The sequence below is a fragment of the Bremerella sp. TYQ1 genome (assembly GCF_020150455.1).
Taxonomy (GTDB): Bacteria; Planctomycetota; Planctomycetia; order Pirellulales; family Pirellulaceae; genus Bremerella; species Bremerella volcania_A.
The window spans coordinates 252,484-275,326 of the sequence record NZ_CP083740.1; the positions used below are offsets into that span (position 1 = coordinate 252,484).

The 22,843-nt window shown below is 52.4% G+C and carries 15 protein-coding genes; 7 read left to right on the forward strand and 8 right to left on the reverse strand.

Annotated features, from left to right (window positions below; translation table 11 throughout):
* The first annotated feature begins 456 nt into the window (after positions 1 to 456).
* The gene (locus LA756_RS00965; RefSeq protein WP_224438014.1) at positions 457 to 1,656 is read left to right on the forward strand and encodes a PLP-dependent aspartate aminotransferase family protein; all 1,200 of its coding nucleotides are present in this window, start codon (positions 457 to 459) and stop codon (positions 1,654 to 1,656) included.
* Between the two features lie 13 nt (positions 1,657 to 1,669).
* Entirely contained in the window at positions 1,670 to 2,815 is a 1,146-nt protein-coding gene (locus LA756_RS00970; RefSeq protein ID WP_224438015.1) for a PLP-dependent aspartate aminotransferase family protein, read from the forward strand.
* A 100-nt stretch (positions 2,816 to 2,915) separates the two neighbouring features.
* On the opposite strand, the gene LA756_RS00975 is transcribed toward LA756_RS00970, so the two are convergent.
* On the reverse strand, positions 2,916 to 3,464 hold the full coding sequence (locus LA756_RS00975) for a hypothetical protein (RefSeq protein WP_224438016.1): 549 nt from the start codon (positions 3,462 to 3,464) through the stop codon (positions 2,916 to 2,918).
* A gap of 364 nt (positions 3,465 to 3,828) precedes the next feature.
* On the opposite strand from LA756_RS00975, the gene LA756_RS00980 reads away from it, so the two are divergent.
* Both LA756_RS00980 and LA756_RS00985 read left to right on the forward strand, forming a co-directional pair.
* A complete protein-coding gene (locus tag LA756_RS00980) occupies positions 3,829 to 5,118 on the forward strand; it encodes a DUF6666 family protein (RefSeq protein ID WP_224438017.1) in 1,290 nt (429 codons plus the stop codon).
* A gap of 300 nt (positions 5,119 to 5,418) precedes the next feature.
* Positions 5,419 to 6,810 (forward strand): hypothetical protein, encoded by a 1,392-nt coding sequence (locus LA756_RS00985; RefSeq protein WP_224438018.1) that lies wholly within the window; start codon positions 5,419 to 5,421, stop codon positions 6,808 to 6,810.
* On the opposite strand, the gene LA756_RS00990 is transcribed toward LA756_RS00985, so the two are convergent.
* From LA756_RS00990 to LA756_RS01020, 7 genes are all read right to left on the reverse strand, one after another.
* Positions 6,811 to 9,036 (reverse strand): molybdopterin oxidoreductase family protein, encoded by a 2,226-nt coding sequence (locus tag LA756_RS00990; RefSeq protein WP_224438019.1) that lies wholly within the window; start codon positions 9,034 to 9,036, stop codon positions 6,811 to 6,813. It lies immediately after the preceding gene.
* A gap of 13 nt (positions 9,037 to 9,049) precedes the next feature.
* The gene (locus tag LA756_RS00995) at positions 9,050 to 10,660 is read right to left on the reverse strand and encodes a DmsC/YnfH family molybdoenzyme membrane anchor subunit (protein WP_224438020.1); all 1,611 of its coding nucleotides are present in this window, start codon (positions 10,658 to 10,660) and stop codon (positions 9,050 to 9,052) included.
* Positions 10,661 to 10,674: 14 nt separating this feature from the next.
* On the reverse strand, positions 10,675 to 11,538 hold the full coding sequence (locus LA756_RS01000; protein ID WP_224438021.1) for a GAF domain-containing protein: 864 nt from the start codon (positions 11,536 to 11,538) through the stop codon (positions 10,675 to 10,677).
* A 25-nt stretch (positions 11,539 to 11,563) separates the two neighbouring features.
* Positions 11,564 to 12,469, reverse strand: a complete 906-nt coding sequence (locus LA756_RS01005; protein WP_224438022.1) for an ABC transporter ATP-binding protein — start codon at positions 12,467 to 12,469, stop codon at positions 11,564 to 11,566.
* Positions 12,470 to 12,489: 20 nt separating this feature from the next.
* Positions 12,490 to 13,335, reverse strand: coding sequence for an ABC transporter ATP-binding protein (locus tag LA756_RS01010; RefSeq protein WP_224438023.1), 846 nt, complete (start codon positions 13,333 to 13,335; stop codon positions 12,490 to 12,492).
* Positions 13,336 to 13,374: 39 nt separating this feature from the next.
* Positions 13,375 to 15,078, reverse strand: a complete 1,704-nt coding sequence (locus tag LA756_RS01015) for an ABC transporter permease (protein ID WP_224438024.1) — start codon at positions 15,076 to 15,078, stop codon at positions 13,375 to 13,377.
* Positions 15,079 to 15,180: 102 nt separating this feature from the next.
* Entirely contained in the window at positions 15,181 to 16,680 is a 1,500-nt protein-coding gene (locus LA756_RS01020; RefSeq protein ID WP_224438025.1) for a CmpA/NrtA family ABC transporter substrate-binding protein, read from the reverse strand.
* A gap of 464 nt (positions 16,681 to 17,144) precedes the next feature.
* Here LA756_RS01020 and LA756_RS01025 point away from each other — a divergent pair, with 464 nt between their 5' ends.
* The 3 genes from LA756_RS01025 to LA756_RS01035 all read left to right on the forward strand — a co-directional run bounded on the left by LA756_RS01025 (position 17,145) and on the right by LA756_RS01035 (position 22,767).
* Entirely contained in the window at positions 17,145 to 18,725 is a 1,581-nt protein-coding gene (locus tag LA756_RS01025; RefSeq protein ID WP_224438026.1) for an alginate export family protein, read from the forward strand.
* A gap of 285 nt (positions 18,726 to 19,010) precedes the next feature.
* On the forward strand, positions 19,011 to 20,498 hold the full coding sequence (locus LA756_RS01030) for a sigma-54 dependent transcriptional regulator (protein ID WP_224438027.1): 1,488 nt from the start codon (positions 19,011 to 19,013) through the stop codon (positions 20,496 to 20,498).
* A gap of 145 nt (positions 20,499 to 20,643) precedes the next feature.
* Positions 20,644 to 22,767 carry an ATP-binding protein gene (locus LA756_RS01035; protein ID WP_261362071.1) on the forward strand — a complete coding sequence of 708 codons (2,124 nt, stop codon included), beginning with the start codon at positions 20,644 to 20,646 and terminating at the stop codon, positions 22,765 to 22,767.
* Positions 22,768 to 22,843 lie beyond the last annotated feature (76 nt).

A 22,843-nucleotide genomic window follows, 5' to 3' on the forward strand; every position in this document is an offset into this window, starting at 1 on the left:
GCGGGTCTTTCCATCCGAAATCCGTGACTGGGATGGAAAACGAACCTCCGGTTGTAGAGGCATTTCTAATGCATATCAAGTGGCTGAATTTGACGATTAGGTAAACTTTCAGACTGACACTGCCCCATCGCTATTCATTCAATCCCGCCGATTTATGGGGTGCAACAACGCAGTAAGCGTTTCGATTCAGAATAAGTGAGACTTATAAAATTCGCGTTTGCTGCCCGTTGCGGGGCATTCTGCGCTCGGTTACACTCAGGGCTGGTTTAATAGGGATTTGTGGCCGCTTGCAGCCTATCTGCTAAAGTGCCGTTGTCGCTCCTCCCAGCGGCAATTCTTCTTGAAAACAGATCACATGCTGCGGCCCTATCAAACATTTGGGAACCGTAGCGTTCTTGCAGGGCTGGCTGGCCTTCGATCTGCTACTTTCCCGCATCGCTTGCGAGAATACCTGTCATGTCAGTGGCTCCTGAACAAAAAGCAAATCGAGGCACTTCCACTACGGCTGTCCAAGGGGGTGAAGCCCGGATGAAGCCTGGGAATGCGATCACCGATGCGATCTTCTGTGCGTCGACATACACATTTGAAGATACCGATTCGATCATTCGATACATCGAAGAAAACCAGGTCCGCGAAGAGTATGGGCGTTACGGAAATCCTGGCGAAAAGACCGCCGAAGCGAAATTGGCCGCCATTGAAGGTGGCGAATCGGCAGTGCTGTATTCGTGCGGAATGGCGGCGTTCGTCGGTTTACTTATGGCCAAAGTAAGCTCCGGCGATAACGTCGTCTTCTTTGACGAGTGTTACCACCGTAGTCGCGAGTTCTGCGGTAAGCATCTAGCTCGTTTCGGTGTCGAAACGAAGACGGTCAAAACGGGCGACTACGATGCAATGGAAAAAGCAATCGACGCCAATACTAAGATGTTGATTAGCGAATCGCCAACGAACCCGCATTTGAGTTGCGTCGATTTGGCCAAATTCACCGAGATCGGTAAAAAGCATGGGGTCGAAACGCTGATCGATGCCACGCTGGCGACTCCTTATAACCTGCGACCGCTGGAATATGGTGTCGACTACGTATTGCATTCCGCCACCAAATACCTGGCCGGTCACAACGATCTTTTGGCTGGGGCAATTATTGGTAGCGAAGAGCAATTGGCCGATGTCCGTCAGCTTCGCGGCGTGATGGGAGGCATTAACGCTCCGCACAATTGCTATCTACTGCTTCGCGGGTTGAAGACGTTCTCGCTGCGTATGGAACGTCACAATGCTAACGGCTTGGCGATTGCTCAGTTCCTGGAGTCGCACCCGAAAGTGGAGAAGGTTTATTACCCCGGTCTCGAGTCGCATCCATATCATGCAATCGCGAAAGAAACGATGCGTGGATATGGTGGTTTGGTGACCTTCAATGTGAAGGACGCCGATTGGCGTAAGACTGCCAACGTGGTAGATGGGGCAAAGATCTTTAAGATCGCGCCAAGCCTGGGTGGTGTCGAATCGTTGATCGAACAGCCGCTTGTGATGAGCTATTACCAACAGACGCCTGAGAACCGAGCGAAGTTTGGTATCTACGACAACATGATCCGTATTGCTTGTGGTATTGAAGATACGGACGATTTGATCGCCGACTTGAAGCAAGCGTTGGACAACGCCTAGAAGGGAAGCAACGATGGAGTTCCGAACCAAAGCGATTCACGTCGGTAACAAGAAGGACCCGCAGACTGGCGCGGTTGTTCCACCGATTCATATTGCTTCGACATTCGTCCAGCCTGGGGCAGGCGAGTGGGGCGAGTTTGACTACTCGCGAAGTGGAAATCCAACTCGCAAGAATCTTGAAACAACGCTTGCTGAGTTGGAAGGTGGCTGCGGTGCTCTTGCATTCGCCTCCGGGATGGCTGCGACGCACTGCGCGACGATGCTCCTGGAAGCTGGCGACCATGTTGTCGCAGGGACCGATATTTATGGCGGCACCTACCGACTTCTGCATAAGATCACGCAAAAAAACAACATCGGGATTACCCTCGCGGATGCGACCAATCCGGAAAAGTTGGAAGCGGCTATACAGCCCAACACCAAGATGATGTGGGTCGAGAGCCCCGGCAATCCGCTCATGTCGATCACAGACTTGGCGGAGTGTGCAAAGATTGCCAAGAATCATGGCATCTTGTTGGGGGTCGACAGTACGTTCGCTACTCCGGTACTGACGCGACCGTTGGAACTGGGCATCGACATCGTTCAGCACTCTGTCACGAAGTATCTCGCAGGGCATAGCGATGTGTTAGGCGGCGCGTTAGTCGTGAAAGATAAAAAGCTTTTCGATCGACTCTATTTCATTCAGAACGCTACCGGCGCCGTACTTGATCCGTTCAGTTCCTTTCTCGCTTCGCGTGGCATTAAAACACTTGAACTTCGCGTTCGCGAGCAATGTCGTACTGCGCAAAAGATTGCCGAATATCTGAGCGAACATCCCAAGGTAACCCGGGTGCTCTATCCTGGTCTCGCAACCCATCCGGGCCACGAAATCGCGGCGAAGCAGATGGATGGTGGATTCGGTGCGATGATGAGCTTTGAAGTAGAAGGTGGTTTCGCTGCTGCGAAGAAGGTTTGCGATGACACCAAACTGTTCCAGTTAGCGGTTAGCTTAGGGGCAGTCGAGTCGTTGATTGAACAGCCTGCTTCGATGTCTCATGCCAGCTACGATAAAGCAGACCGGCTGGCACATGGAATCAAAGATGAGTTGATCCGTATCTCTGTTGGATTGGAAGCGGCGGATGACTTGATCGCCGACTTGGGACAAGTTCTCGGTCAAATCTGATGATTTGACGCCAACTTGCCAAAGCGCAGACAAAAAGGGAGTCCAAATGGACTCCCATTTTTTGTTGGGCGGGACGCCTCGTTGCTAACCAGTGGGGCGATTACTTGGTTCGCGCTGGAGCGTAGTAAGTCGCGGGACGCGTCGCGGACTTAGGAGCAACTCGCTTCGAGTAGTGAGTAACCGAAGCACTCGTTCGCTTGGCTTGAGTACCAACCGGCTGCCATTTGCCCGATCCCTGAATCGGTGTGGCTTCTGGAGTCATTGGTGGTCCAGGAATTGTTGGCACCGAGGGATGGCCTTCTTCGATGTATTCAACGCCTGGTTGATGGCTTGGGTAAGAGTCCCAATTCGAGCCGCAAGTGTCGCAGCCGCATGACGGCGTCGTATCGCAACCGCATCCGTTGAAACGAATAGGACAGAAAAGGCTGTTCACGCCACGCTTAACGGCACAAGCGGTTGTCTTCAGGGTGAAGCCAACGCCATGGACCAGTTCACCAATTGGGTTGAAACATGGAGAACAGCAGCGATCGCAGCCGCAGCTAGCGACCGGGTGAGCAACTACGTGGGTGCTTTCGCAACCGCAATTTTGGCCAAAGGCATGAACGCTGGTTGCCAGCACGACGGCGACGGCCAGGAGTTGCGTTTTCATAGGTCGTAATCCTTCTCGAAAGTCAAAAGCGTCGAAGCGACGCGTCATAGCAAAGTCAAAGTTTTCGTTGACGGAATCATTTATCGATTCGTTACACGACAAAAAAACAGAACAATCGGACCAACCGGCAAGGACTCACTAAAGACCCCAGACTTCCAGTTGTGGTGATCCTGAGGCGAGTAGGAAGTCTAGGGATACGCTAGCGAAGGTCGTCACGGGAGGACTGGGAAAACTTTGCGGATTATTGCGAGTTTTCCCAAAGGGATGACTTTGACGATGACGATACGTGAATTGGACAGCGTGATATTGCGCTGCCACGTACCGTCCCCCCCTCGGTGTTTTATTTCTCAAGGAAGGAAAGGCCATGCGAGTCTTCCCCTGGATTCTGGCTTTGCTTACCGCTTCGTGCGGAAGCCTGTTTGCGGATCTCGCGACCGCAGCGGAACCACGTGAGCCAGCGAAGCTTCCTCATGTCGCTGCTAATGACTACAGTCGTCCACCATCGCCTGCGAATGCGATTCGGAGCTTGTTCTCGACCGATCAAGATCGGGTGTTCCAGGCGCGAAAGCGAGTCGCACGTGCGAGCTACGTCGCCTCGAAAGTTCAAGCGGGCGACATCGATACCGTTGATTACTCTGTCCTGAGCGAAGCATCGGAACCGATGCCGATGGAAGGCGAAGTGATCATGGAAGGGCATGCGATCGCAGGCATGCACGATCCTCACACGTTCACCGGTGGGCCTGGATGTGCTTCCTGCCAAGGGGGCACGCACTGTGAAGGTGGTTCGTGCGACTCGTGCGGTTTCTGCGGCCCATGTGAAACGATTTGCTTCCCACTTTGTTTCCGCCTGCCACTGGAAAATCTTTCGTTCCGAGCAGGTGTCGAAGGTTTTAAAGGCCCATTGAATGCCGGCATGGACGGAAGCTTTGGCTTTCTTTACGGTGTGAACTGGGGTGCTCCGCTGTTCTCTCGTAGCACCGGAATTGGCGTTCAGTTAGGTGTGAACGGTTCGAATGCAAACTTGCATGGAGCCAGTTTCACGGAAGATCATCGTGACCAATTCTTCCTGACTGGTGGTATCTTCCGCCGCGTCGACTGGGGTTGGCAGGGCGGTATTGTCTATGACCATATGAGTGATCATTGGTACTACGACATCGATGCCAGCCAGATTCGTGGCGAGTTGAGCTGGAAATTCCAGTGCAAAGGTGAATTTGGTTTCTGGTTTACAGCCTCCGATGAAACAAGCGATATCGACGAACAAATCTTGCTGCCAGGTTCTTCGGTACCGACGAGTGCTCAAGGATCTTTCCAGCCACACAATATGTTCGCTTTCTTCTACCGAACTCCGTTGGAAGTTTGCGGCGGCGAAATGCGATTCTCCGGTGGTTGGACAGACAACGAACTAGGACTAATTGGTGCTGATCTGAGTGTTCCGATCACCAAATGCCTGGCCGTGGAGAGCAATTTCCTCTACCTGATCCCACGCAATGGCGAAGATGACGACGACCCATGCGTCTGCGAAACATGGAACATCGGCTTGAATTTGGTCTGGTACCCCCGAGCACGCAGTGCGGCGAGTGCTGGCAAAAACTACTACCGTCCGCTGTTTAACGTAGCGAACAACGGTACCTTCTCGATGTATCCAACGGAATAAACTGCGTAATCCGTAGGGGGATTCAGTGAGCCGAGTCTTTTGCGAGGAGACTCGGCTTGCTGTCGTTCTTGTTGTCCCGTTATCAGATGGCGAATCACCTTTCCAAGACTCTCCCCCCAAGGTATGATGTGCGAGACTATGCAAGCATCCCCGCCATCCAGGTTGGCGACCACTTAATTGTCGTAGGTAGCGTGAGGTCGCCGCGGAGAGCCAGTCATTGGCCCGTAGTTCCCTAGAGCGGGGGGTAACCCTTTTGCAGGAAGGCATGGCCCATTTTTCGGGCATCCATTTAACCAATTCATGAACAATCCCAATAAAGCCGGGCACTGGCGATCTCTCGCCGCCCAACTTGGTGCCATCTCTCAAGAAGAAATCGAACAAGCTGAAGCAGCGGAAGCCGCCGCCCGAGAGGCTGAAGAAAACGCCCAAGCGGAAGCTGAAGAAACGGAAGTCTGCGATGTAGCCTCCGAAGAGGAAGTCACCGCCGAACCGGAACCGGCGGAAGCAGTTGCCGATATTGAAACGGCAGAAGACACCTTCCAGGAAGCGGTTCAAGTCGAAGACGAGCTTTCCCAAGTTTCTGATGGGCCAGCCGACAACCAAGAAATTGTCGAGCCTCCGCACGAAGAGCCGGTTGCTGCGACGGAAGAAGTCGTCGCCGAAGTACCAAAACCCAAAAAGAAGAAACCCAAGAAGCGTAGCCACTGGGCATCGCTTTCGTCCATGCTAGGCCTTTCGTCGTCAGAAGAAGCAGATGACGAAGAAGATGACGAAGAAGAAGAAGCGGAAGCAGTCGAAGAAACGACCGTGACGGCCGAGGTGAAAGTCGAAGAAGAGAAAGATGACAGTCCACATTTGGCTGCGTTTAAGAAGCCTCTGGAGCGTTCGCCGGAAGAGACACGTGCTTCCGAACTGATTGGTCGTCCAGAAGCAAAATCAAAGCCTCGTCCAACCAGTGATGACGATTTCAAAGGCTTCGATGGGATTTTCCTCGACGAAGGCACCGCGGGAGCAGACACGAGCGACCCGGAAGCCGAAGCCGAAGCCGATTCCGATAGCGACGACGAAGACGAAAGCCGATCGTCGGACCGCCGATCGCGTGGTCGTTCGAGAGGGCGTCGCCGTGGTCGCCGATCGCGTGGAAATGAGGACGAAGTCGTTGCACGCGAAACGACGAGCGACGATGATCTGGACGCGGAAGTAGAGTCCGATACCGAAAGCCGAAATTCGCGATCCGACCAGGAAGATGGTGATGAAGAGCAGCGACCGACGCGCCGACGTCGACGTCGACGTCGATCGCGTAAATCGGTCGACGCAGAAGCTTCGACTGAAGAGGCACCAGCAAGTCGTTCGAGAAGACGCTCGGAAGATGACTACGACGATGATGACGACAACGATTCGTCCATCGATAGCGAAGATGACCGTGATGAAGCACCACGCGGTCGTCGCCGCTCCTCTTCACGAAGACGCCGCGATCGTGACGATTCGTCAGACGGTTCTGACCGAGCGAAGGATAAGCACAAGAAGATTCCTTCGTGGACCGATGCTGTTTCGGCCATGGTCGATGCCAATATCGAACGTCACGAAAATGCCCCGCCATCGCGACCGCATGAACGTGGGGGACGCAACAGTGGTGGACGACGTCGTCGAAATAGCGGCGGGCGAGATCGTCGCCGTGACGACAGCCGATAGTCAGCGCTGCTTGATGATGCGAACGGCAGCATTCTTGTAAGACGGCTGCCGCGAGTAACTGTCGAACTGAGGAAACGTCAGTTGATTGGTTACTTCGTTATGCATTGGCAAAAAGACCGTTCCCGGTTGAACGCTTGATGTTACATTGGCTCGAGCGGAGATTTCGCCGCGAGCCGATTGAACGGTTACTTGGTCGTGCGGCTGAATATCGAGCCGGCTTGCATCTTGCGGGTGAATGTCCACAAGAAGCGTCGTTGAGTAGAGCGTACGCAGCACGGCTGACTTCGATGTTTTGGTTTGCGTGTGCCACTGGGCTGCCGTTCCGCGACCAGTTAACAGGCGAAGTGGGAAGGCATCGCTTGGTTCTTCTTTGGGAGCCTCCGGAAGTTCATAGATAAACCGGGCTTTGCCGTCGGCATGGAAGTACTGCCCATCTTCAAATAGGCGTCGCTGAGCTTCCGGAAACCAGCCCTCTCCGGTGCTTTCGTGCTCTTTTAATGGCCATTGAATTCCGCGTGCATCGTCCAACATACGGTAGTCACGAATGCCGGTGATTTCGCAGGGCTGACCGGCTGAGCACTTCTTCATCAGCTGGAAAACATCTTCCGGTGTCTGCCAGGTTTCAAAGAGTGGCTCGCATCCCCAGTAGTGGGCCACGAGTCGAAAGATTTGAAAGTCTGCCAAAGCTTCGCCTGGTGCGGATACGACTTTTTTGTGAAGTCCAAATCGTCGCTCGGAGTTGATGAACGTGCCTTCTTTCTCTCCCCAGCCAGCCGCTGGTAAAAGCAGGTCGGCATGTTGCGCGGTCTCGGTCGTTTCATACATGTCTTGGACGACGAGAAAGTCTAGCTTATCGAGCGTTTCCCGAGCTTCTTTTTGGTGAATCCAGGAGTGGGCTGGATTGGTTGCAATTACCCACAGGCCCCGAATATCGCCACGACGAATGCCCTCCATAATTCCGTCGTACGACCAACTGTTCTCCGTTGGGATATTCTCTAAGGGGATGTTGAGTGTTCCGGCAATCTTTTGGCGGTCGTCGTGGTTTCTAAAGTCATGTCCGCCAAGCAGATTGGTTGTGTTACTAAACAATCGCGATCCCATGGCATTACACTGCCCGGTGACTGAGTTGGCTCCTGTCCCTGGACGGCCGATGTTTCCAGTCATCATGGCTAAGTTGATGATGGCTTGCGCGGTACGGACTCCTTGGTGACTTTGATTGACACCCATTGTCCACCAGAACGATACACGCTTCCCATCGTGGATCGCCTGGATCACATCCATGACATCCTCCGACGCGAGGCCGCAGCTATCATGGGTATCCTTTAGTTGGTAGGCCGCGACATGAGATTTGAACTCCTCAAATCCATTGGTGTGATTCGCGATGTACGTTTCGTCGATCCAACCTTTCTCGATCAGCACGTTGGCAATCGTATACAGCAGCGCTAGATCAGTTTTCGGTCGGAGCGGAAGATGATGCGAGGCGGCAACGGCCGTTTCGGTACGGCGAGGGTCAATTACAACGATCTTTGGATTGTGCCGGTTGCGAAGCACGCGTTCCCACATGATTGGGTGAGCAATACAAAGATTTGAGCCAACGAAAACGAGAACGTCCGATTCCTCGAAATCGGCGTAGGTAAATGGTGGAGCATCGAAGCCGAATGCTTCTTTGTAAGCAACCACCGCGGTGGCCATGCATTGTCGCGTGTTTCCGTCGCCATGGAGCATCCCCATGCCAAACTTGGCGAGCGAGCCAAGGAAGAACATTTCTTCCGTCGCGATTTGGCCGGTACTAAGAAATGCAACCGAATCGTTTCCATAACGCGATTGGATCTCTTGGAAACGATCGCAAAACGTACGCATCGCCTCATCCCAAGAAACGGGGATCAGTTTCCCGTCTTTGCCCTTAAGCAATGGGCGAGTCGCTCGGTCTTTCGCTTTGAGAACCGTGAGTGATTCCCAGCCTTTGGGGCATGCCATTCCTAAATTCACCGGCCAATCGACGGCTGGGCTCAGATTAACTGCTTGCCCATCTTTAAGGTGAAGCTCTAGGCCACAACCAGTCGAGCAGAAACCGCATACGGCTGTCGTAGTAGCGTCAGGCTTAATATTCGCTGGAACTTTGCCAAGACCATATTCTCCTGGCCGCAACAAAAGATCGCGTGTGAGGCTTCCTTCTTTGGCGTAGATAAGCTGCTGCAGTTTATTAGGCTGGGTCGTCGTCGACATGATTTGCCGTCTCCTACCTTGGCAAGTTGGGCATTGCGGGCGTGGACTCCGCAGCAAAATAAAGACCACGATCGATCAATTCGGCAGCCAGCAAACTCGCGACAGAAAGTGCGGCAGCCAGTGTTGCAATATTTGGAGGCAACACGAAAAAGGAAGTGGGTAAAACGATACCACCAAGCACCCAAGTCACGATTCGAAGGATATGAAATGATTTCAATGGCCCGAGGATCAATCGTGCTGAACGCGCCATCGGATCGGTGACCGGCAGGGTCGCTTGCATGAGAAGTTGGTACTCGAGCGCTAAGCGAGCAATCGTTACCGCGATCAGGCACAAGCAGGCCGCTGTAGATGCGCCCGAGTTGCTGACCAACAAGTCCAGATTAATCGCCGCCAAACCGAGAATTGTGATGGTGTTTCCAAATTTCGCAAACGTTATCGAGGCCTGCCAAAACGGTCGCCGTGTAACGATATAAATCATGGCCGAACAAAAGATCGTTACCAATCCGCCTCCTATGGCAGCTGCGCCCATTATCCATTGGAACGGTTCTAAGATGGGAATAAAGTAGGACGCGGCGTAACCGACAAGTGGTCCTGCAAAAGCGGGCATGAGAACGGCTTCGCGACTTAGCCAGGAAGTTCGTAAACCCAAGAAGACTCGGAATCCATACATTGGCCGTCCCAAGTGGGCACCGGACGCTGCAAGCCCAATCATCGCAGAGACGGTAGCGAGCAATGCACTTACCCAGCCGGAAGCTCCCAAGGTAAGAACTATGAAACTGGCGATTAACATGCCCAATGCGGCTTGAGTTAACGTCAACAGGCCGACTAGTGGAAGGTGGGCGTGATTGACGGTCAACTCTTGGGCACCAGCCGAAATCATTTCGGAATCGAGACGATACTTACCAACGTAGCGAGTTGTCGGCTTCGTTGTACGAGGATTGGCGGCACCTCGCAAGAAATTGCCGGTGGCAGATTCTGCTCGAATCGCTTCCTGATGGACGACAGTGATTTTGATCGCGCTGTTAGGACAGGATTGAACGCAAGCAGGAGCTTCGCCTTCCGCTAGTCGATGGCGACACATATCGCATTTGCGAACGATGCCCTTGCTTTCGCTGAACTTTGGTACGTCGTATGGGCACATCAGCGTGCAATACTTGCAGCCGATGCATTGGTCGTCGAGGTGAACGACAATTCCAAGCTCAGGGTCTTTTTCATAAGCTTGCACTGGGCAACCGGTCAAGCAGCCAGGTTCGACGCAGTGGTGGCATGCTGTTGTGACATGTTGTACGACAGCCTTTTCCGGCACAGAGCTTTGCAAGGTGCCAACTCTTCTCCAAGTTTCCGACTCCTCAAGGCCATTCATGTTGTGGCAGGCAACAACACAAGCTTTGCATCCGGAACAAGCATCGAGATCAACTTCAAATGCATACTGCTCGCCAGGCCCTGGTTCGCTGAGTGGGATCAGTTCTCGGTAGGTGGGGGCTAACAGCGGATCGGCATGTTGATCGTGACGCTGCGAAAAGCGCTCGACTGCCGAAAGGTCACGCTGTTCCGCCAGCAGCATTTCGACCAAATCGAATTCGCCGGAAGGATGTGACGTCGAGTTGTTTTCGACAATAGCCATGCGACTTCCCAGAGTTAACCAAACATCGTAAGAACTTGAACGAGTCGATCGCCGTTGAAGATCGGAATTGCCAGAGCAAATCGCGATCCTTGTTCAAACATGGGAACCAGCGAGCTGTCCTCGTCGGCACTATGTACCATTACAGGGATTCGCGATGCCAAGCATTGGCCGACCAGCCCTTCGCCGTACGGACATGTGGTTTGGGATCGAGGCGAGATTCCTACGGCATAGCAGGACTGACCGAGAGACAGTTCGAGTTGGTCTTCATTGGGAAGCCAGGTTTCCATGCCATGTAGAATTGGGAAATCGACTGTGCTTAGAAGTACCAGTACGGATTCCAGTTCATGCTCAGTCGTCATGACGGGTATACCAAGGCCGTATCGAAGACCTTCTTTTCTCGCGCCCGCTGCTCGCATGAATGCCTTCGATTGATCCAGCCTGGCGATAATCCTCGCTTTGCGATCGTCCCAGGTTTCGCCAGGAAGCCCCGATCCTCTTGGGAATTTGACGTAGGGACTAATGATCTCGAAGTGCTTCAGGCCGCGATAGGCTGAATCGCAAAGGCCTAGTTCATCTCGATCGGTTCGAGCCCAGCGTTCGATCGCAATTTTGCATCCGTCCGGGCAATCGATGGTGAACAGGATCGCGGCAACCACTTCATTGGTGATCAGGACCGGCAATGCGATCTCAAGCGTATTATCATTCAACGACCGCACGGCTGAGCGACGTTCTTGTATCGATGTCTGTACCAACTCATTTTCTGGAGGACCGGATGGGGTTTCAGGAAATCCGAGTGAAGGAAGCAGTTGTCCTGACTGTTCGTCATGGATCCAGATCGCGATGTTCGCCAACACCGATGGAGCAATCGTCATTGTCATGCGTCTGTTCTCCTGTGTGTTTAAACTAAGCGTTCGCGGTAGCGTTTTCGGCAGTAGATGGTTCGGTCTCTTCGGCGACGGTCGTTATCGTCAACTGTGGTTCTGGTTCCTCCGCAGAAGCCGACTTCGGTTTGTGGTGTTTGTGTCGTTCTTGTTCTTCGAGGAACGAAACCAGGGAACCACGAAGCTCGTAGTAAAGAGGGTGTTCGAGTGTTTCTGCGCGATTTCGTGGTCGTGGTAGCGGCAGTTCAAGAACCTGGCCAACTTTTGCCGCGGGGCCATTGGTCATCATGCAGATACGATCGGCCATGTAAATTGCTTCGTCGACATCGTGCGTGACAAGCATCGTGGTGATCTTTTCTTTGTCGAGGATTCGCAGGATCACATCTTGGAGTTCCATGCGAGTAAGAGAATCGAGTCGGCCGAACGGCTCGTCCAGTAAGAGCATGTTGGGTTTCAACGCAATCGCTCGAGCAATGCCAACACGCTGCTGCATCCCGCCTGACATTTCACGTGGATATTTATCCATCGAGTCAGCCAGCCCGACGATGCTCAAGTAGTATTCGCAAATCTGACGACGCTCGGTTCGCGTAGCATGAGGATAGACTCGATCGACACCCATGCGGACGTTTTGAATGGCGGTCATCCAGGGAAGTAGGCATGGTGCTTGAAAGACCACACTTCGGTCAGGTCCGGGCCCAGAGATTTCCTTGCCGGCGACAACTACACTGCCGGAACTGATGGGATTCAATCCCGATACCATGGTAAGGACAGTCGACTTACCGCAGCCGGAGTGCCCGATGAGGCTGACGACTTCTCCTTTCTTTAGGATCAAGTTAAAGCCATCGACTACCTTGACGTCGTCGCCAAACGGATTGGGGTATGCCTTGACGAGGCGATACATTTCGACGAAGCGGTTCTCTTGTGACATGAGGTTTCCTTCGTTGAGCGTTAGGCGGCGCCGATACGGATTGGTTCGACGTCAGGTAATACAAGTTCCGATGCAACACGAAGTTGTTTGGCTTCTTCGTTAATCGCCATCATGTATCGAGTGATCTCGTTGCGGAGCTTTTTGAATTCAGGATTGAAATTCAAAGTGGCACGATCACGAGGGCGATCAAGTGTGACCGGGAATTCACGGCCAAGTTTGGCGGACGGTCCTGGCGTCAGGGGGACGATACGATCGGCCATGAGAACAGCCTCGTCGACATCGTTGGTGACCATGACAACGGTACGACGATCTTCTTCCCATAAACGGATGATCTCGTCCTGGAGCACGCTCCGTGTCAATGCATCGAGTGCACTCAGCGGTTCGTCCAGCAAAAGGACTTCCGGTTGCATCGAAAGGGTACGTGCCAGGGACAGTCGTTGACGCATCCCACCGGAAAGTTCCGATGGGCGTTTGCCTTCGCTGCCAGTCAGACTGACCATGTCGATGTAGTGCTGCACGTAGTCTCGACGTTCCCCGCGACGCATCTTTGGGAAGACTTGTTTAACGGCGAGTTCGATGTTGCCATGAACAGTCAGCCATGGCAGCAGCGAATAATTTTGAAAGACGATTCCGCGATCTGGCCCGGGGCCATTCATCGCTTTCCCTTTGAAAAGGGCCGAGCCTTCGTCCGGCATTACCAGGCCGCCAAGCAGTGAAATTAGTGTTGATTTGCCACTGCCTGAAAAGCCAATGATGGCGACGAATTCATTTTCATGAACTTGAAGATTGGCTTCTTCAAGCACCGTATACCGTCGGTGCGATTCGCCAAATCCGACGGTCGCGTTGTTGAGTTCGAGGATTGCCATAGGGCGTTTTCCTTTAGGTATTACGTTGGCAATCATTGATTACAGAGCGGTCGGTGCGCCATCGAAGCTAACCATGCGTTGGAACACGATCATGATTCGATCCAGCAACAAACCGATCACCCCCACGAAACCGCAAGCCACAAACATCTGGGCAAACGTCGCGGATGACCCGTTGTTGAACATGTCCCACACAAACTTCCCAAGGCCGGGACTGCTGGAAAGCAGCTCAGCGGCAATCAGCACCATCCAGCCGACCCCCAGCGAGATTCGCAACCCAGTGAAGATCAACGGCAAAGCGGACGGGATGATGATCTTGGTCAGTCGATCCCAAAGTCCAAGGCGAAGCACACGAGCAACGTTCAGATGATCTTGGTCAATGGCTGAGACACCGAGGGCGGTATTCACCAACGTTGGCCAAAGCGAACAAAGAGCAACCGTAATTGCCGAGCTTAGAAAGGAAGGTTGAATCCAAGCTTCGTCCGGCTTAGTGATGAATGCTCCCACAATAAAGAACACAATCGGTAGCCAAACAATCGGCGATACGGGTTTGAACAGCGAGATTAGCGGGGTCATCGAAGCCATGAATACCCGGCTCATTCCACAGAAGACACCAATGGGAATGGCGATCGCGGTAGCAATGAAAAACCCGGTAAAGACACACTTGAGACTTGTCCAAATCTGATCGAAAAAAGTCGGAGGCTTAGCGAATTCTGACCCTGCGATCGTATTGATTCGTTCGTCGCGCTGAATAATTTGTTGGGCGAGAGCGAACATTTCAGGGCCAGTCGCGGTAGCGTACTTTCGTTTCAGGTCTTCCATTTCCGATTCTGCTTGCGCGACTTTTTGCTCTCGATTGCCTTCGGTTAGAAGATTGATTCGGGTTCGGAGGAATTCTGCTTGCTGTCCAGTAGCACTTATTTGCTGACGCAATGCTTCGACTTCCGGCAGCGATTTGCCACGTCGTTCGGATAGTTCGGAACGAAGCTCTTTAAGGTGCTCGTTTTCCTGGCTCGCCTTTCGTAAGTGTTCGTTAACTAAATGGACGTAGTCTACTTTTTGCTTGTAGTCATCCGCTGGTATCTTGGCAGCGAGAGCCGTTAATGCTTTCGCGCGTGTCTGCTGATCCTGCTTGTAAGCTTCTTGCTGCTTGGAAACGCCGTCAGAAAGTTTTGATAGGCTAACCGAGACGAACTCGGCAGAAAGCCCTTCCACGAAAGCGAACTTCCGGCGAGCTTCGTCCTGAGCGGAAGCGTCCGAAGTATTTAGTTCTTCATTCAGTGTCTGCCAATCATTTTGGATTGATTTCTTTTTCTTTACGGCATTGTCAGGGATCTTGGAAAGCAGGGTTTCCAGGTGCTTTTCACTTTGATCACTGATTGCCGTCCACTGTTGGTCGAGTTGCTCGAGCGACTGCTCGGCCGCTGCCAGAGCTTCTTTGCGGCTTTCTCCTGATTGGTGATAGTCGTCGACTTTGGTGTATTCGCGATTATGGAAGTCGGCAATTCCGTCGTATGCTTCAACCACCTGAGCTGGGGTTGGAACTTCGCCAGCTCTTGTTTTGATGCGTGGTCCGATTTGATCCCACGCAATCACACATGCGACCATCACGGCGATGGGAATCGCAATGTAGAGTCCGATTTGCTTCAGTTGCTGGCGTGGGTTTTCGCCGTAGCAAAGAAGCACGACCGGCTCGAAGACACGGAGCCCGGCGACGTCCAGCATGCGGATGATTTTGTACTTCATGCGATTCTTTCGTGCGTGACTTGTAGTTGAATGACTTAATTGGCGGTAACGGGCCGGAGGTGGCTTCCGCCTACGCCTCCCCCGGCCACCCCACTACGCGAGTTACTTGTCCTTGTTTCCGATCGCGTGGGAGTTGAGATAACCGATTGGGTCGTGCCCGTCGTATACGACACCGTCGATGAAATCTCCTTCCGCGGTAGGAGGCTTATAGCCGTCGGTGTCTTCTGCGGGGATCTCTTCTTCGGTGAGTTTGCCTGCGGCAACCAAAGATCCGGCAGCCAGGCGATAGATGTCCGGTCGATAAATCTTCTTGGCCGTCTCGTCGTACCACTCAGCAGACTTCGGCTCGGTAATCTGTCCCCATCGTCGCATCTGCGTCAGGAACCAAACGCCATCGCTATACCAAGGGTAGGTGCAGTGATATTTGAAGAAGACGTTGAAGTCAGGCATTGGACGCTTGTCTGACTTTTGGAAGTAAAAGAAGCCGGTCATCGAATTCTTGATCACGTCGTAGTCGGCACCAACGTAGTTGGGTTTTGCTAGAATTCGGCAAGCTTCTTCTCGATTGATTAGCTTGCCATCTTCGTCGGTTGCATCGAGCCACTTGCCAGCACGAATCAGTGCTTTGACAACAGCAACGTGAGTGTTAGGGTTTTCGTCGTTCCAGCGCTTGGTAACACCGAATACTTTTTCCGGGTTGTTTTTCCAGACGTCATAATTCGTCGTAACGGGAACACCAATTCCCTTGGCAACTGCCTGCTGATTCCAAGGCTCGCCGACGCAATATCCTTGAATGTTGCCCGCTTCCAAAACGGTCGGCATCATCGGCGGAGGGGTCACCGACAACAGAACGTCTGCGTTCGTCTCGCCGACGGTATCGGTTTCGGTGTACATCCCCGGATGAATTCCAGAGGCGGCCAGCCAATAGCGCAGTTCGTAGTTATGCGTCGAGACAGGGAAGACCATGCCCATTTTCAGGGGCGTTCCGCCAGCTTTGTAATCGTCGACAATGGGACGCAGGGAATCGGCCGAAATCGGGTGCGGCGGGGTAGGGCTTTTCAGTTTGGCATCGTTGTCTTGCATCTGCTGCCAAATATTGTTTGAGACAGTGATGCCGTTGCCGTTCAAATCCATTGTGAATGCGGTAATGATGTGTGCCTCGGTTCCGATCCCAATGGTCGCGGCGATCGGCTGTCCGGAAAGCATGTGGGCTCCATCTAGCTCGCCATTGATCACGCGGTCGAGCAGCGTCTTCCAGTTAGGCTGAGCCTCGACATCGACTTGCAATCCCTCGTCCGCGAAGAATCCTTTCTCTTTGGCAATCACCAGCGGGGCACAGTCGGTCAGCTTGATGAAGCCAAGCTTTAGAGTGTTCTTTTCTGGAGCTCCGACTGTCGCGACCGTTTCGATCGATGTAGCTGACGTCGAATCGGATTCAGAGGATTCGTCCGCGTTGGCATCGACGGTAGCTGCCAAAGCGCTGAGATCGAGTTCGTCGAGGCTAGGACCTGACGGTGCGCTTTCTGAGCAGCCAGTAAGAATGGAGATAGCGATCAGCCCTGTCAGCAAGACATAGCGGCTCAGTATTCCGGACGTTTTCATGCTCGATTCCTAAGATGATTCGGAGAGAAAGTTATGGGCTACCGATTTGGGGACAGATGCGCTGAGCGGCTTGCGATCATTGCGCACCCTGCTGACGTGAGTGCTGCAATGAAACGCAACGTGTGTGCCAAAACAAAATGATCACGTCGTAAACTACTCGCATGAAATGAGTTACGATTGCATTGCACTATCGGTCAGGCAAAACTTTGACCGATCATCACTGCCAGACACGTTGGCAATTGCGGTAACCATCTAGCGCACTATCTGCGCGGGCGAGCCTTCGAAGCGGTCACATGTGTGCCACCAGCGAACACAACGTGATCATCCGGACCCCCAGAGGACGTTATTTCCAACATCCTTCCCAAATCGCCTGAAGAACCGATCTTTTAGGCGTCGAAAGCAGCAATACCCCACGAGAACGGTTAACTCACGGACAGAACCAATCGTTGAAGGAACAACGACCTATGACCCACTCGATGACCACGTGGCTATCCGCGTTTGCGGTTTGCCTCGGTGGGGCGACTCCTTTTGTGCTGCATGGCCAGGAAGTAACGCCCCCACAGTCGGCCCTTCTTGAAAATGCGCCGGTAACGCGTATCTCGGACGCCGAGTTCTCACCTTCGGACGCCATTCCGGCCGTTCCGACCGCGGCAACCTATAACGGTGAGATGGAGTATGCAGACACCGCTGCACAGTTGGGAGCAACTGAATGTTGCGATCCCAAAAAAGTGGCAGAGCTGAATAAAAAAGCCGCGGCTGCTTACAAGCCGCTCTATTTCGACAACGATTTCACCTATCTATGCGATCCATGCTACGACGGGTGCTTGCTGGGGGAAGATCTCAAGCGGTTGTGTGTCGGCAATTGTGGTGTGCTCGATATCGGTGGTGAGTACCGAGCTCGATACCATCACGAGCAAAACATGAAACCATTTCTGAACGGAGTGGACGACGACTTCCTGCTGCATCGACTTCGTTTGTACGCTAACTACGAAGTCAACGAAAACATTCGCATCTACGGCGAAATGCTGCACGCGGTGAGTCAGTACGAAAGTGCCCCACCTCGCCCAATTGACGAAAACTATTGGGAACTGCAGAACCTGTTTATCGACGGTAAGCTTCTTGATACGTGCAATGGAACATTGACGGCACGCGTCGGTCGCCAGGAATTGTTATACGGCAGTCAGCGTTTGGTCTCGCCACTCGACTGGGCGAACATTCGTCGACGTTTTGACGGTGTAAAGCTCTTTTACCGTGGTGATGCTTGGGATATCGACGGTTTTCTGACACGTCCGATCCGCAAAGACACCTACGATTGGGATTCGACCAACCAAGATCAGTCGTTCTACGGAATTTATTCTACGTACAAGAAGAGTGACCTCGGTAAGATCGACCTCTACTGGCTTGGCTACGAAAACAACGATTCGCCGTTTCGTTACCAAACCCTCGGCAGCCGCTTGGTTGGTGAGAAGAGCTTTTTGCTGTACGAATTGGAAGGGGCATTCCAGACTGGGGAATTCCAAGGAGCGGATCACGACGCGGGGTTCTTCACCATTGGTATGGGACACCAGTTCAATGAAATGGCATGGAAACCGAAAGTCATGGTTTATTATGACTGGGCTTCTGGTGATTCGATCACAGGCAATGGCTTCGATCAACTGTTTCCGCTTGGCCACGCCTACCTTGGTTGGATGGACTTGTTCGCACGACGAAATATCGAGGACTTCAATGTTCAGCTGACTGCAAAGCCGTGCGATGCTTGGACATTGATCGCCTGGTATCACGTGTTCAATCGACAAGATACCGACGACGTCCCATACACGGTCGTTAATGCTCCGTACCCGAACACGACACCCGATGGCTCGCGTTATCTCGGTCAGGAAATCGATTTCCTCGCCAAGTGTCAATTGACGCCACGCTCGGACATTATTTTCGGCTACTCACACTTCTTCACCGGATCGTACTTCCAGGATCAGCATGCCTTGAATCCTGCGGTATTTGACGGCGATGCCGACTTCTTTTGGACCCAGTTCACGCTGCGGTTCTAAGAATTCGTAGAAACTCCAGAGCGTCCCAATAAGGGATGGCGATCTATTCGCCATCCCTTTTTTCGTGCCTAAAAAGAGCGCAGTCACCGCTCGGGAAAATAGATGTCGCATAAAATAACGCGATTAATCGGAAATAATCGGAGTTCTAAGTGTTGTGATAATAGAGAGATAGAGCGTGGGCACGGCAATCCACGGCTGTGCTGGTATATCAATTGCATGCATGCCTAAGTGTCTGCTGAGTTGGAAAGGCGGAACCTCTCTGTTTTCAACAAACATCACAACACATTGACAACGCAAAACTATCTTGGGACGAAACGTGAGCGTCGCGTGCTGGTGATCGACGATGATCCCAGCGTGGCGTCAGTCGTGACAACGGCATTGAGCCACGACGGTATCCGCGTACAACACGCGGAGAACGGAACCACTGGATTGCAACAGCTTGTCCAGTTCCGCCCTGACGTACTGATTCTGGATCACCTTTTGCCAGATGGTGAAGGGTTACAAATCTTGGGACGCGTCAATCGAATTGATGCTCGCTTGCCCGTGCTTTTCGTTACTGCGCGTAGTTGCAGTGATCTTGCCATTGAAGCGATGAAGCATGGCGCGTTCGACTTTCTTGCAAAGCCACTTCAACTGGAGAAAGTCGCAGAGAAGACACAACAGGCTTTGGAGAGTCGGCAACTGATGTTGATGCCGGTTCAGCTTCCTTCCCAGGTCGATCCCATGATCGATGGAGCAGACCATCTCATTGGCCAATGCCAGGAGATGCAAGAGGTTTACAAAGCCATCGGTCGAGCAGCGGCTCACGACGTACCAGTTTTGATTGAAGGAGAGATCGGAACTGGGAAAGAGCTTGTCGCTCGCGCAATCTACCAGCATGGTCGACGCAAAGATCGTCCTTTCATGAAGGTCGTTTGCAGCGACTTTAGTGCCGAATGGCTTGAAAGTGAGTTGTTTGGGCATGAACCGAATTCACTTGCGGGCGCCGCCGAACGTCGAATCGGCAAAATCGAACAATGCCACGGGGGGACCGTCCTGCTTGAAGGGATCTCGGCCATTCCTCAGGCAGTGCAAAGCAAACTGGTTCGCTTCATTCAAGACAAGTCCTTCGAGAGAGTAGGAGGCCAGGAAGCAGTCCAGGTCAATACGACTCTCATCTTCACGTCGAATAAGAACACCGAGCGTTTGACGGCTGAAGGGATGATTCGACACGACTTGTTTTACCTTCTCAATGCATTCATGATCCGCATACCTCCTTTGCGAGAACGGGGTGCCGATTTACCAAAGCTGGTTGATCACTTTGTGGGGCAATTCTGTCGGGTCGAACGAATCGTACAAACCGGTGCCGTTAGGACCTCTCCTGAAGCATTGCGTTTGCTGTCGGACTATCCTTGGCCAGGCAACGTTGCTGAACTTCGAAGCGTTTTACGCCGAGCTTTGATTGAGTCGCGAGGTACGGTAATCGCAGGCGATTATCTTCGCAACGCACTACGGGATATGCCGAGAAGCGAGGAAGGGCTTGAGACCAAGATTCTTTCGACGCATGTGTGCGATTGGGAGGATTTCATTCAGGAAAAGATCGAAGCTGGCTCAAACGATCTTTATTCTGATTCCGTGATGGAAATGGAGCGTCACGTTCTAACCATTATTCTACGTAAGACGTCTGGTAATCAGGCCAAGGCGGCCCGTATGCTGGGGATTACACGAACCAGTCTCCGCAAGAAGATCCACTATCTTGGACTGGCAATCGAGGAATTCGTGAGTACGGTTTAAGTCTATGGTCAAACAGGGGGAATCGATTCCCACTGCCCGGTCTTCTTCTAATCGATTGACCATTCTCTACGTTCTGGCGCTTAGTGCTGTTGCGCTTTTAACTTTGTTAGGGCAAGGGCTTGTTCAACATAGTATCGAGCGGCAGTTGAGTGATTCGACGGTCATTAACGTGGCTGGTCGGCAGCGTATGCTGAGTCAAAAAATTACAAAGCTGGCTCTGCAAATCAGTTCGACAGAAGATCCGTACAAAAGCTCGGAGCAACGCCAAGAGTTGCGAGAGTCATTGAGCCTGTGGGAGAAATGCCATCGCGGTCTTCAAGATGGCAACGAGGCGTTAGGCTTGCCTGGCAATAATAGCGAAACGGTTACGCAACTATATGCCGAGCTTGAGCCTGACTTTCTGGCAATACAGTCTGCGGCGCTGAAAATCTTAGATGAGCAAGGTGATGAAAACGCCGAAGCCGTTGTCGACGCATCTCTCCAAGAGATTCTGTCGCACGAAGGTCAATTTCTCGCGGGCATGGACGAGATTGTTTACGTCTACGACCAGGAAGCGGAAAGCCGCGTTGCAAGCCTTCGTAGTATCGAACATGGCTTGCTGATCGTCACGCTGATGGTGCTGCTGTTCGAAGGGTTATTCATCTTTCGACCTGCCGTCGGTCAAATCCAACGCATGGTCACCCGCTTACGAGAAAACGCCGATGCTTTGGAGCTTGCGAAAAACTCCGCCGAGGCCGCCAACCAAGAGAAGACTCGTTTTTTAGCGAAGATGAGCCACGAACTTCGAACCCCTATGAACGCGATTCTTGGGCTTTCGGAGGTTCTGCTACGAGGACGCTTGATCGATAACCAGAAGAAGCTTCTCAACACGATTCATGATTCGGCCCAGTCATTGATGGGGCTTCTCACCGATCTATTGGATATGTCGAAGTTGGAAGTGAATACTGACTTGAAACTTCGACAAGATCCTTTAAACCCGCGGGATACGATCAGTAAAGTCGTTGAGATGTTTATTCATCAGGCTGAAACACGCGGCTTGGAGTTGAACCTTTCGACCACGAAGGATCTCGATGTTTGGGTGTTGGGCGATGAAAATCGGCTGAGGCAAGTCCTCGTCAATTTGATTCAAAATGCACTTAAATTCACACCTACAGGCAAAATTTCGGTCGAGACGGAAGTACAGCGACATCATGCGCACGAGGTCGTAGTCAGCATTTCCGTGACCGATACTGGTCCTGGGATTTCAGCCGAAGATCAGGCGACGATTTTCGAGCCATTCAAGCAAGCCGAACGGGATCGTGGAAAGCATGGTGGAGCGGGACTGGGACTGAGTATTGCCTATCGCCTCGTTCAAGCGATGAATGGCCAGGTCCGATTGGTCAGCCAATTGGGAACTGGGACGACATTCATCGTGGAGATACCATTCGCGAGATCCTTCGATCACGTCGACCAAGAGGATCAATGGCGACACGACAAGTCAGCGCCGGCCGAAGTCATACCTACGCTATCCAAGGCGAAATTGCTTGTCGTCGAAGATGTCGAGGCAAACCGGTTGGTTATCGGCTCGATGTTGGAAGAGCTAGGAGTACCCTATCGAACGGCCGAGTCGATCGAAACGGGACTGGAGTGTTTAAATGAAGTTTGGCCTGACTTAATCCTGCTTGACTTGGAACTACCGGATGGAACTGGATTCGATTTCTTTCAGGACTTGATTGCCCAGTGTGTTGCCGTTGATCGAAACCGTCCCCTAGTGATTGCATTGACTGCTCACGCGACCGAAGAATTTCGTGAAAAAACAGAATTGGCAGGCATGGATGGATTCCTTACGAAACCGGTCACACTGGAAGGCGTACGTTCCATTCTTGCCATGCTGCAGGGAGGACAAGGGGGTACAGGTGAATGGGAGCCAAAGCCGCATAGTGCTGTCGGTCCAGCACCAACAACTTCTTTTCGAGATAACCCTCTCGCATCGTACCCTGAAGAACTAAGGATGCGTCTTCTAACTCTTTACATTGAAAACTATCAGCAGCAATATCGTGATTTGTTAGCTGCCAAAGAATCGGTTTCTCCGAAAGAGTTTTCGTTTGCTGCGCATAAGCTACTTGGGATGGCTACAAACTTTGGTATGAATCAAGCGGTGAGTATTTTGCGAGAGTTAGACAACGAGCAGATCGACCTGAGCGATCCCGCGATTCCAGAGCAATTGGAAAAGCTGCTCGTTTGTCTGGATCAGCTTGCGGAGCTTGCAAGTCGAGAAACATCCACCTGATCTCTTCCACCGATCCAAAAAATTCAGTAGTGGCTTTGTCAAAATTGTATTTAAATGCCGCGAACTGTTAGTTCAG

Excerpts from the sequence above, each read along its gene's own strand:
- LA756_RS00965 (WP_224438014.1), top strand. The coding sequence starts at position 457 with ATGTCAGTGGCTCCTGAACAAAAAGCAAATCGAGGCACTTCCACTACG.
- LA756_RS00970 (WP_224438015.1), top strand. The coding sequence starts at position 1,670 with ATGGAGTTCCGAACCAAAGCGATTCACGTCGGTAACAAGAAGGACCCG.
- LA756_RS00975 (WP_224438016.1), bottom strand. The coding sequence starts at position 3,464 with ATGAAAACGCAACTCCTGGCCGTCGCCGTCGTGCTGGCAACCAGCGTT.
- LA756_RS00980 (WP_224438017.1), top strand. The coding sequence starts at position 3,829 with ATGCGAGTCTTCCCCTGGATTCTGGCTTTGCTTACCGCTTCGTGCGGA.
- LA756_RS00985 (WP_224438018.1), top strand. The coding sequence starts at position 5,419 with ATGAACAATCCCAATAAAGCCGGGCACTGGCGATCTCTCGCCGCCCAA.
- LA756_RS00990 (WP_224438019.1), bottom strand. The coding sequence starts at position 9,036 with ATGTCGACGACGACCCAGCCTAATAAACTGCAGCAGCTTATCTACGCC.
- LA756_RS00995 (WP_224438020.1), bottom strand. The coding sequence starts at position 10,660 with ATGGCTATTGTCGAAAACAACTCGACGTCACATCCTTCCGGCGAATTC.
- LA756_RS01000 (WP_224438021.1), bottom strand. The coding sequence starts at position 11,538 with ATGACAATGACGATTGCTCCATCGGTGTTGGCGAACATCGCGATCTGG.
- LA756_RS01005 (WP_224438022.1), bottom strand. The coding sequence starts at position 12,469 with ATGTCACAAGAGAACCGCTTCGTCGAAATGTATCGCCTCGTCAAGGCA.
- LA756_RS01010 (WP_224438023.1), bottom strand. The coding sequence starts at position 13,335 with ATGGCAATCCTCGAACTCAACAACGCGACCGTCGGATTTGGCGAATCG.
- LA756_RS01015 (WP_224438024.1), bottom strand. The coding sequence starts at position 15,078 with ATGAAGTACAAAATCATCCGCATGCTGGACGTCGCCGGGCTCCGTGTC.
- LA756_RS01020 (WP_224438025.1), bottom strand. The coding sequence starts at position 16,680 with ATGAAAACGTCCGGAATACTGAGCCGCTATGTCTTGCTGACAGGGCTG.
- LA756_RS01025 (WP_224438026.1), top strand. The coding sequence starts at position 17,145 with ATGACCCACTCGATGACCACGTGGCTATCCGCGTTTGCGGTTTGCCTC.